Below are 10,288 nucleotides of genomic sequence, written 5' to 3' on the forward strand. Positions count from 1 at the left end.
CTATATCTACATCAGTTTCAGATTAAACAATTGATTTCATTTTTCAGTTTTATCAATAGGCAAAAGGCAAAGAGAGTGTATATTCTTTTTGCCTTTTGCCTGTTTTCATCGGACAAATATGGATAAAAATCAGTGCCGGAATAAAAACTAATTATAAAATTCTGCGTAAAACTTCCGTTATTTATTGAAAATCTGTATTTTTACTTCCACTAAATAATAAATACGATGAAAACAATTCTGACTCTACTGTTGCTGATAGTTGTGACGACCTCCTGCCAACTCAAAAAGAGTGATAATACGGAAACGGCTGTAGCCGAGTCTACAGAAATTGACAATGCCGAAGATTGCACGGCAGATACGGTCAAAGCTACTGCTATCTTCTGGATTGATAAAGCAGAAACCAAACACTGCAAAGAGTACGGCTTTCGTACCATCAAAGCCCATGTGCTCATTCGTGAAGATGGAAAGGTCGATTTGATGTCATTCGTCAAAAAACAATCCCCGGCTGTAGAGACGTACATACGCCATCATCTTTCCAAATTTAAAGTGTCGGAAAAGATGTTTGAAGGCGGGTATGTGCAACCCGGAGAACAATTCGTGCAGCTTCGCTGCTTATGGGGAATGTTGAAAGGCAAGTAATCAATGTGCTCACAACCGGAGCTAAAAGCAAAGATACCCCGTTGTCTTAGCGTCTATCTTTCGCTTTTCATCTGTACTTTGTTTTTCAGCGCATACCGTTCGTCTACCACCCTGTCGGTAGGAAAGAAAGTAAAAATAAGCCGCCACTCTCCTTCTTTATAGATAAATTTACGCCCGCTGGCTCCACGAAGAATTACTTTGTACTTTTCCCGCAGGAACGATTCGATATGTTCCGGCATTTCAGTGCCGGATGCCGAAAACTCCACTGTTATAAAAAAATGCGGAATAGAAGTTTCAGCCACTTTACGGAATATCTGATCGGTAATTGTCATTTTCGGGGTTCTTTGGTTACCTCTAATAATTTCCCATATGCGTCAAAAGATCGGCGTGAAGCCAATGAAATAGTAATCATCAGCGACAGCATAGATGCCGTAAAAGTAATCACCATAATCATCATCTGATACTTGATGGCAACATTCGGACTGCTTCCTCCCAGAATTTGTCCGATCATTGTGCCGGGAAGAGCAACCAATCCCATCACGGAAATGTTCGCAATCAGCGGACTGAAGGATTTAATAATGGCCTGTCGGATAAATGGAGCCTGCGCTTCCTGCCTTGTTGCTCCGTTCCCCAGTAAATAACGGTACAACTGTTGCTCACGTTTCAATCCGCTATAATACGTATTCAAAGCTATCACATTGCTCGAAAGCATATTACCCATCAGGATACCGAATATCGGAATAAAGTATTGGGCGCTAAATATATTGTCCAATTGAAGAACAATACCGATAAAGTACAAGCCTACCAGTACAACACTACAAAGAAATCCTACCGTAATAGGGATTAATAAGATACGATGTTTCAACTGGGTACGCACCAGTGCTGTCTGTCCGGCTACGAATATCATAATTATCACCCAAAGGAAGTTAATCCAGGGATTGTTCCATAAAAAGAGATATTTCAGATACATGCCGATAAAGAACAGTTGGATAATCATCCGTACTGTACCAATCAGGGCAGGTTTCAGTAGTCCCGTTTTAAACTTCCAAAGATAAAAGAACGGGATGGCAAGCAGAAGCAAGCCTATAAAAAGATTATAATATGATATATCAATCGTTCCCACAGTGTATTCTTAACAATTCTATCCGATTCGTATTAGAGTTCTCTCCAATCGTTACAATTCTATTAAATAATGACAACCCGAAGCAAAGTCCTTATCATGCGATACGGCCAGCACTGCTGTTCCCCTTTCCGCCTGTCGCCGGAAGAAAGACAAGACCCTACCGGTCGAATCGGCATCCAAAGCAGAAGTAGGTTCGTCTATAATAATCAGAGGTTTATTGAGCATAGCGGCTACAGCAAGCATGATGCGTTGACGCTGACCGCCCGACACTTCATTCACTCTCTTGGTATATAATTCATGTTCCAGTCCCAATTCATCAAAACAGGCAAAAAGCCTTTCTTCCGAAAAAGGGACAGAACGGTTCACTTTCAGTCCGAACGGGAGAGCTACCATCTCTTTCACCCATTCGAAAGGCAATGCCAATTCCTGGGGAATCCATGCAATCTGCCGCCTGACTGTATCAATAGTCGATTTATCCAGTACCATTCCTCCTATCCTGATTATCCCTTCTTTCAACGGAACAAAACCCATTATCGCATTCAGTAACGAAGTCTTTCCACAGCCAGATTGTCCTACAATACAGGCAGTTTCTCCCCTTTCCAATTTCATATTAAAACCGGAAACAAGAACCTCTGTCCCAAAAGCAATACAAATGTTCTCAATATGTAGCATTTAATCGTACCTTTTGAAAATTTCACCAAAAGTATAAAAAAACAAGGGCATACGTATCAAAATCCCTTTGTTTTCTTAGAAATTTTCTTAGAACGACATGTTTTGTCGTCACGTGACATTATCTTTGCTCTTGATAATTAAAATTAATACCAAATATGGGCAAGAAACGGGAAGGAATGCAACGAATGCTGGTCATTATCAATAAATTAAAAGGACCTCAACAGTATGTGCCACGTAAAGAATTGGAGAACTACGTGACACATCGCATGGAAGAACGAGATGGAACACCTGTAGACATAAGAACTTTGCAGCGAGACTTCAAAGATATAGAAGATCTATTTGGTATCCGCATCTGTTTTGATAAGAAACAAAACGGTTATTATATCAATGAGGAAGACGATTTGAAAAAGGAGCAGTACGAACGGCTTCTGCTAAACTTCGACCTATTGAATGCTTTGGACAAAACTTCCAACCTACACACCTATGTTCTTGCCGAACATCATCGACCAAACGACAGTGAATGTCTTCCGGCATTGATAAAAGCCATTAAATTCTTTCACCCGGTAGAATTCAGTTATATTTATGTACGTGAAGGAGACAAAGTACGCAAAAAGAAAGTCTTACCTTATTATCTGAAAGAAGACCAGCAAAGATGGTATCTCCTCGCCTATGACAACAACATATTAAAAACTTTCAATATAGACTGTATCCGCAATCTCCAAATCCTTTATGAGGAAACCTTCAAAAGGAATATGAATATTGATGCAAACAACTTATTTAAAGACAGCTACGGCATCTGGAATCAGACAGATATTCCAGTAGAAAATATTGAACTAAGCTATAGTGCATTAGATGGTAGTTTCTTGAAATCGATTCCTTTGCATCATTCACAAGAAATCATTACGGACAATGAGATGGAATTTCGAATCAGATTACGCCTTCGTATTACTAATGATTTTGTAATGGCATTGCTCTCACGTAGTAGTTCACTTACAGTAATTGAACCGTTACATCTTCGGGAACGAATACGGAGAATTTATGAGGAAGCAATAAAAAGACATTTATAATATAACGTTTAACATTAAAACTATGAATCTATTTAAAGCATTATTTGGTAGCAGTTTTTTTCAGCAAGAAATGAAACGTAATCAACAATATCGCGACAACTATGCCTGCTGCGATGATATTGACGTAAATATTGATCTTGCAGAAGAAATTGAAAACGAAACACAGAATGAAAAACTGGTTTTGTCTGACTATATACCTGAATCTTATTTATATGACAATGAGAATAGAGAAATGGATGATGAGATAGATTTGATAGAGTAAGAAACGAAGACTATACTTAAACCTAAAAAAAACAATACCCTAGAGTGTTATATTGCAAAATATATCTATATTTGCACTGTCATCATAAGCAATTATATGACATTACATTTTATTAGATGAAAGTGTTTTGCTTTTATCCTTATTCGGGAAATCTGGTAAATTTCAAAAGGAACAGGGATAACAATAACACTCATCACTTGTATTTTCGTATGTGTTACCTATGCGCATATCTATACAAGTGTGGGGTATTGTTTATTTGTTCCTTAGGTTTACCAGAACCTCCCGATAGATAAACAGACGACTCCACACTTTCTTTTTTATGTATAACCTCATTTTAGGGAGTCGAAATGATATTATAAATAGGATGTTTATGGAAAAAATTTCGGCAATTCCCAAACCTGAAATTGGAGTTAGAATTCTTCTTTCCCAAGAAGTTGGTGTAAAAAAACACAATGAAGATTTTTTAATTCTAACAGTACTATTCTGTTTATTCATGTTATGTTGGATATTTGCGTTTTTAAATTTTATAGGAATAGATGTTTAATAATATAAACTTTGATTATATGGAAAACAATAATGAAATAAAAAAGATTGATTCTTCAATGGTTGAATGTCCCTTTTGTAAGAATGTGATAGAAGCTCCTTCTAAACCGGACGTTATATTCAAATGTCCCAAATGTTATAAGGAGCTTATTACTTATGATAAAAGTAATGAGCCTACACTAAATTATTCACAAAATTCCACAACTCTCAATTGTAAAAATATGTCCTTAATTTATTGTAAAGATTGCGGGAAGCAAATATCAGATAGTGCTTCAAACTGTCCATTCTGTGGTTGTTCACAAAATAACATCCCATCTAATAATAACGAAATTAGTCTAAGTTATCTGTTCGTCAGCTTCTTAATACCACTGATTGGTCTGATTTTGTGCTTTACTTCATGGAATCGCCATGAAGGAAAAACAAAATCTGCTTTGATAGGTACATTAGTCGGAATCATATTTACAGCAATACTTTATTCTATTATCTAAACATATTCATTCTCATGAATAATTCTGATAAGTTCATTTTATTTAGTATCATAGTTATAATAGGATTACTAATCATCTGGGGTGTTTCTTTTCAGAAAGATTATCTCCCTGAATTCAATCCCAATGCAAGTGAAGAACAAAAGACAAACTGGATTAAGGCAAAAACAAAAGAATATATTAAAAACAATTTGTACAATAATGAAGAATATATAGCATTAAAATGGGAAGGAAGTGGTTATACTGATGATTTAGGTCATACAACTACGTATAGCACTTTTCATATACCTTCCGTTGAATGGAATACATTGCGCCTTTCACATACATTCAAAATAATCAATAAAAAAGGTTGTGAATCTCATTATTGTAAACATATTGAATTTGACAAAAAAGGGAATATTACAAATTTTGTCAATCGTATTGATGGAGAAGATTATACAGGGATAGAACAAATTACAGGTATGATACAAGGTCCATTAAGAAATAGTAATAACGAGGAGCTTATAATATGGGGAGAGGATATAGTAAGAAAACATATTTCAGAAAATCTGAATAACTCACAAAAATATATTCCTATAGAATGGACACTATATACAAAATTAACTTTAGAACGAAAAGTCTTTGATGCGTTGGATTTTACATTTTCTTCTATTAAACAAGTTGCTGATTTTCATCCTAACTGGATACACGCAGCATTATGTATTGAGCATAAATATATAATAGAAGGAAGAGATGGATATAAGCAAACAAAGCACAGCGTATTCATAATATCTCCCAAAGGAAAAGTTAAAGAAGTTTCCTACGGATATTTCTCTATTAGTAAAAGTGCAGAGGAACAGTACAAGCTATTATTTACCAATTTTTATTGATATAGAATTTGTCATGCTTTAATATTATTGTTTATGAGAAAGTATATTTTTTTATTCCTGCTTTTATGTTTTACAACAAATGTTTTAGGACAAAATACGGAAAGTTCTCAAACGGAACAACATCAATTAGTTGAATGGTCAAAAAACTGTATCAAGGAGTTTTTCAATGCAGTATCATTATCGGATACTCTCATTCATGAACCTATTGAATGGATCTTAATTGTGCAAGACGCACGTTATCCCATAAAATTGAAAATGGAGGAGCAAAAAACAGACACACTTCGCGGTTGTATAAAACTTCTTGATAGCAGAGGAGTGTTTGACCAATATTTTGAAATATCAGAAGCCCCTGATGCATTTATAGCTGTATCATTGGTTCATAATATAAAATCCAAACGTACAGGTTTAAAAGTAGAATCAGGTGAAATTACATTCGTTCTTGATAATAAAGGAAAGGTATTGGAAATCAAGGACTATGTTAGACCTATGGCAATACGCCAAATGACGACAATGCTAGTGCTTGATAAGACAAAGCAACTATTAGCTGAAAACTTAGGTAAGGATATATTAAAGTTGGAATGGAAATTTCAATCTGATACTCAAAACTGGGTATTAGAAAATGATAATAAAATTATTTACCGATTGACACCTCTTGAAATTATCTATTTTGCTCAAAAATTTATGAGAAAAAGAAATTAGATTTATTTCTATTCAATCAATAGTTCGTTAAACATTTCCTTAACACTTATGCTACGTAAAGAATTGGAGAACTACATGACACATCACATAGAAGAACGAAAACATAACTTTCATCATTAAACTAATTTTATTTATATGAAACCAAGAGAATATGAAGAGTATATCCGAGAATTATTCAATAAACAAGGATATACCACTGAATTAACTCCACAAAGCGGAGATTATGGAATTGATATTTTTGCCACAAAAGGAAGGGAAAAGATAGCGATTCAAGTAAAAATGTACGGAAACTCTAGAAAAGTAAATAGAAGCATGATAATGGAGTTACATGGTGCAAAAGATTATTTTGGATGCAATAAAGCTATTTTAGTTACCAATGGAGAAATCATGCCTGATGCTATAGAAGTAGCCAACCGTCTACAAATAGATTTGCAAATAATTGATTATCCTGACAAAACAACCAAAACAGCAGAAGGTACCCTTTATTCATCAGCCTCCCCCAAAAAAGTACAAGATATAGAATCTAAGAGCTCAAACATTTTTTTTACCAATGAGGAATACACGTTCGATTCCATTTGGGAAACATACATTATGCCACTCAAAGGGAAAACTTTGTATAATAACCGAGGAAAAGAAAATATAATCACAAACGTAGATTGGGCAGGAATAACAAGAATAACCTCACAAGGAAACCCAGGTAAAATTGAAATAGAACATTTCAAAAATGCCATTAAAATACTATTAAAAAAAGGAGAAATCACTCGGGATTATATCAACCAGAATTGCGTAAAACGAGCTTCTTCCGGTATTGTATTAATCTTGTCACAAGTACCATTCTTTAAGTTGGATGAAAACCCCTTAAGACTTACTTTTAAGTTGAAAGAATAAGTTTTACTTTCAAAAATGACAGTATCATACCTTGAAAAATGAACTTTAAGCGTAAGCACTCAGCCTGTTTCCTCTTTGATAAAATGAGATATTCGATGCGAAGGTTACGGACAGTGAAAGTGTAAACTACGAAAGTGTAAAGAAGCGATTTTCCCTTTTTTCTTTCATCGTTTAATGTAAAGTTTTCCAATTTTGATCTATCTTTGCCTCACTAATTAATTCAAGAAAAGTTATGATACTGAACGAAAGAGATGCCCGTCATGAGCATGTATTACAAGTAGCCCGCCAGATGATGACGGCTGCGCGTACTGCTCCGAAAGGAAAAGGAATCGATATTATCGAAGTGGCCCTAATCACAGATGAAGAGATTAAACAACTATCGGACACTATGATAGCTATGGTAGAAGAACACGGAATGAAATTTTTCCTTCGTGATGCCGACAACATCTTAAGTGCCGAATGTGTTGTATTGATAGGAACACGCGAGCAGACACAAGGCTTAAACTGCGGTCATTGCGGCTTCACCACCTGCGACGGACGTACAGAAGGAGTTCCCTGCGCATTGAACAGCATAGACGTAGGTATCGCCATAGGTTCCGCCTGCGCTACTGCCGCCGATTTGCGTGTAGACACACGTGTGATGTTCTCCGCCGGGCTGGCAGCACAACGCCTGAACTGGCTGAAAGACTGCAAGATGGTAATGGCCATTCCTGTAAGTGCATCTTCTAAGAATCCGTTCTTTGACCGGAAGCCAAAGCAAGAAACGAATTCATAATAATACGTAATGATGCGTAACAGGCACACTGACGACTGACGCAGACAATAAACTGATTTTATAAATAACTAAATAGATAATAGTCTAATGGGAATCATGGTTGGACTTCCCAGCCCAAGTGGCTCGGAGAAAGATTTGCAGTTGAATTTCGGCAAAAACATGACCGTGCAGGTAGAAATGAGAGCACCTCATTTGCCCGCCGAATGGCATACGCAGAGTGGTATACAGTTGACATGGCCACACACCGGTACAGACTGGGCATACATGCTGGCAGAAGTGCAAGAGTGTTTTATAAACATAGCCAGGGAAATAGCGAAGCGAGAGTTACTATTGATTGTCACCCCCGAACCGGAAGAAGTGAAAAAACAGATAGCCGCTACCGTCAACATGAACAACGTCCGCTTTCTGGAATGTGCCACCAATGACACATGGGCACGCGACCACGGAGCCATCACCATGATAGACACCGGCACCCCTTCCCTGCTCGACTTTACATTCAACGGCTGGGGACTGAAATTTGCTTCCGAACTGGATAATCAAATCACCAAACAAGCGGTAGAAGCCGGAGCCTTGAAAGGCCAGTATATAGACCGTCTCGACTTCGTTCTCGAAGGAGGCTCCATCGAAAGCGACGGAATGGGCACACTGCTCACTACCTCCGAATGTCTGCTTTCTCCCCAGCGGAACGGGCGACTGAACCAAGTAGAGATAGAAGAATACCTGAAATCAACCTTCCACCTGCAAAAGGTTCTTTGGTTAGACCACGGCTATCTTGCCGGCGACGACACTGACAGCCACATCGACACTTTGGCACGTTTCTGTTCTACCGACACCATTGCTTACGTAAAATGCGATGACAAAGAAGACGAACACTACCAAGCATTACTCGCAATGGAGGAACAACTGAAAACATTCCGCACCTTAGCAGGAGAACCCTATCGCCTGTTAGCCTTACCGATGGCGGACAAGATCGAAGAAGACGGCGAACGCCTACCCGCAACTTACGCCAACTTCCTGATTATGAACGAAGTGATTCTCTACCCGACATACCATCAGCCGGCAAATGACCAAAAAGCAAGAGAAGTGTTACAACAAGCATTTCCAGGCCATCAGATAATCGGAATAGACTGCCGTGCCCTGATTAAGCAACACGGTTCCCTGCATTGTGTCACCATGCAATACCCATTGGGAGTTATAAAATAACGAATGAATCAACCAAGTAATTATTCATCATGAAAAAGATAAAAGTCGGAATCATCCAACAATCCAATACCGCAGATATTCGGGTCAACCTGATGAACCTCGCAAAGAGTATCGAGGCTTGCGCTGCTCACGGTGCGCAACTGATTGTGCTTCAAGAGTTACACAATTCACTTTATTTCTGCCAAACAGAAAACACCAACCTGTTTGATCTGGCTGAACCCATTCCCGGACCATCCACAGGCTTTTATTCCGAGTTGGCAGCCGCCAATAAAGTAGTCCTTGTCACCTCTCTTTTTGAGAAACGTGCCCCCGGACTATATCATAACACCGCTGTTGTGTTCGACCGCGACGGAAGCATTGCGGGTAAATACCGGAAAATGCATATTCCCGATGATCCGGCTTACTACGAAAAATTCTATTTCACTCCCGGAGACATCGGTTTTGAACCCATTCAAACCTCTTTAGGAAAGCTGGGCGTACTGGTATGCTGGGATCAATGGTATCCGGAAGCTGCCCGCCTGATGGCACTGAAAGGTGCGGAACTTTTAATTTATCCTACTGCCATCGGCTGGGAAAGCAGTGACACGGACGACGAAAAAGCCCGCCAACTTAACGCCTGGATTATTTCGCAGCGTGCCCATGCCGTTGCCAATGGTCTTCCTGTTATCTCCGTCAACCGTGTAGGACACGAGCCCGATCCTTCCGGACAGACAAACGGCATCCTATTTTGGGGAAACAGTTTCGTAGCAGGACCGCAAGGAGAATTCCTGGCACAAGCCGGAAACGATCATCCGGAAAACATGGTAGTGGAAATAGATATGGAACGCTCGGAAAACGTCCGCCGCTGGTGGCCTTTCCTCCGTGATCGCCGGATTGACGAATACGAAGGGCTTACCAAACGCTTCCTCGATTAAAGTTCAATGCAGAAGTTCCCCAATAAAGTTCACTCCCAAAGACATAAGAGAGGATATTTATAAATATCACAACAAAAAAAAGGAGCCGTCTAACGAATTCTAAATATTGAAAATCACCCACGCTACAGATAGTTATAGCGTGGGTGAAA

13 protein-coding genes are annotated in these 10,288 nt (G+C 38.5%); 10 read left to right on the forward strand and 3 right to left on the reverse strand.

Annotated elements, in window-relative coordinates; all coding sequences use genetic code 11:
• Nucleotides 1–225 precede the first annotated feature (225 nt).
• Nucleotides 226–639: a DUF4891 domain-containing protein gene (locus BXY_RS02360; protein ID WP_015531123.1), complete on the forward strand. Its 414-nt coding sequence runs from the start codon at nt 226–228 to the stop codon at nt 637–639.
• A gap of 53 nt (nt 640–692) precedes the next feature.
• Here BXY_RS02360 and BXY_RS02365 read toward each other — a convergent pair whose 3' ends face one another.
• Genes BXY_RS02365 through BXY_RS02375 form a run of 3 tightly spaced genes read right to left on the reverse strand, consistent with a single transcriptional unit; the run spans nt 693 to nt 2,434 of the window.
• The gene (locus tag BXY_RS02365; protein ID WP_015531124.1) at nt 693–971 is read right to left on the reverse strand and encodes a hypothetical protein; all 279 of its coding nucleotides are present in this window, start codon (nt 969–971) and stop codon (nt 693–695) included.
• The gene (locus tag BXY_RS02370) at nt 968–1,762 is read right to left on the reverse strand and encodes an ABC transporter permease (protein WP_004312875.1); all 795 of its coding nucleotides are present in this window, start codon (nt 1,760–1,762) and stop codon (nt 968–970) included. The genes BXY_RS02365 and BXY_RS02370 overlap by 4 nt, the downstream gene beginning before the upstream one ends.
• A 51-nt stretch (nt 1,763–1,813) precedes the next feature.
• Entirely contained in the window at nt 1,814–2,434 is a 621-nt protein-coding gene (locus tag BXY_RS02375; RefSeq protein WP_004312876.1) for an ABC transporter ATP-binding protein, read from the reverse strand.
• A 155-nt stretch (nt 2,435–2,589) separates the two neighbouring features.
• Here BXY_RS02375 and BXY_RS02380 point away from each other — a divergent pair, with 155 nt between their 5' ends.
• The 9 genes from BXY_RS02380 (at nt 2,590) to BXY_RS02420 (ending at nt 10,139) form a co-directional block, all read left to right on the forward strand.
• Nucleotides 2,590–3,501, forward strand: a complete 912-nt coding sequence (locus BXY_RS02380; RefSeq protein WP_015531125.1) for a helix-turn-helix transcriptional regulator — start codon at nt 2,590–2,592, stop codon at nt 3,499–3,501.
• 22 nt (nt 3,502–3,523) lie between these two features.
• Nucleotides 3,524–3,763 (forward strand): hypothetical protein, encoded by a 240-nt coding sequence (locus BXY_RS02385; RefSeq protein WP_004312878.1) that lies wholly within the window; start codon nt 3,524–3,526, stop codon nt 3,761–3,763.
• Nucleotides 3,764–4,133: 370 nt separating this feature from the next.
• Nucleotides 4,134–4,307, forward strand: a complete 174-nt coding sequence (locus BXY_RS02390; protein WP_008640217.1) for a hypothetical protein — start codon at nt 4,134–4,136, stop codon at nt 4,305–4,307.
• Nucleotides 4,308–4,808: 501 nt separating this feature from the next.
• A complete protein-coding gene (locus BXY_RS02395) occupies nt 4,809–5,660 on the forward strand; it encodes a hypothetical protein (protein WP_004312880.1) in 852 nt (283 codons plus the stop codon).
• A gap of 33 nt (nt 5,661–5,693) precedes the next feature.
• Entirely contained in the window at nt 5,694–6,359 is a 666-nt protein-coding gene (locus tag BXY_RS02400; RefSeq protein ID WP_004312881.1) for a hypothetical protein, read from the forward strand.
• A gap of 135 nt (nt 6,360–6,494) precedes the next feature.
• Nucleotides 6,495–7,247, forward strand: a complete 753-nt coding sequence (locus BXY_RS02405) for a restriction endonuclease (protein ID WP_004312882.1) — start codon at nt 6,495–6,497, stop codon at nt 7,245–7,247.
• A 232-nt stretch (nt 7,248–7,479) separates the two neighbouring features.
• Nucleotides 7,480–8,022 (forward strand): ferredoxin domain-containing protein, encoded by a 543-nt coding sequence (locus BXY_RS02410; RefSeq protein ID WP_004312883.1) that lies wholly within the window; start codon nt 7,480–7,482, stop codon nt 8,020–8,022.
• A gap of 87 nt (nt 8,023–8,109) precedes the next feature.
• Nucleotides 8,110–9,225 (forward strand): agmatine deiminase family protein, encoded by a 1,116-nt coding sequence (locus BXY_RS02415; RefSeq protein WP_004312884.1) that lies wholly within the window; start codon nt 8,110–8,112, stop codon nt 9,223–9,225.
• Between the two features lie 29 nt (nt 9,226–9,254).
• A complete protein-coding gene (locus BXY_RS02420; protein ID WP_015531126.1) occupies nt 9,255–10,139 on the forward strand; it encodes a carbon-nitrogen hydrolase in 885 nt (294 codons plus the stop codon).
• The last annotated feature ends 149 nt before the right edge of the window (nt 10,140–10,288 follow it).

Origin of the sequence: Bacteroides xylanisolvens XB1A (genome assembly GCF_000210075.1) — a bacterium.
In the GTDB taxonomy this organism is placed as follows: Bacteria; Bacteroidota; Bacteroidia; order Bacteroidales; family Bacteroidaceae; genus Bacteroides; species Bacteroides xylanisolvens.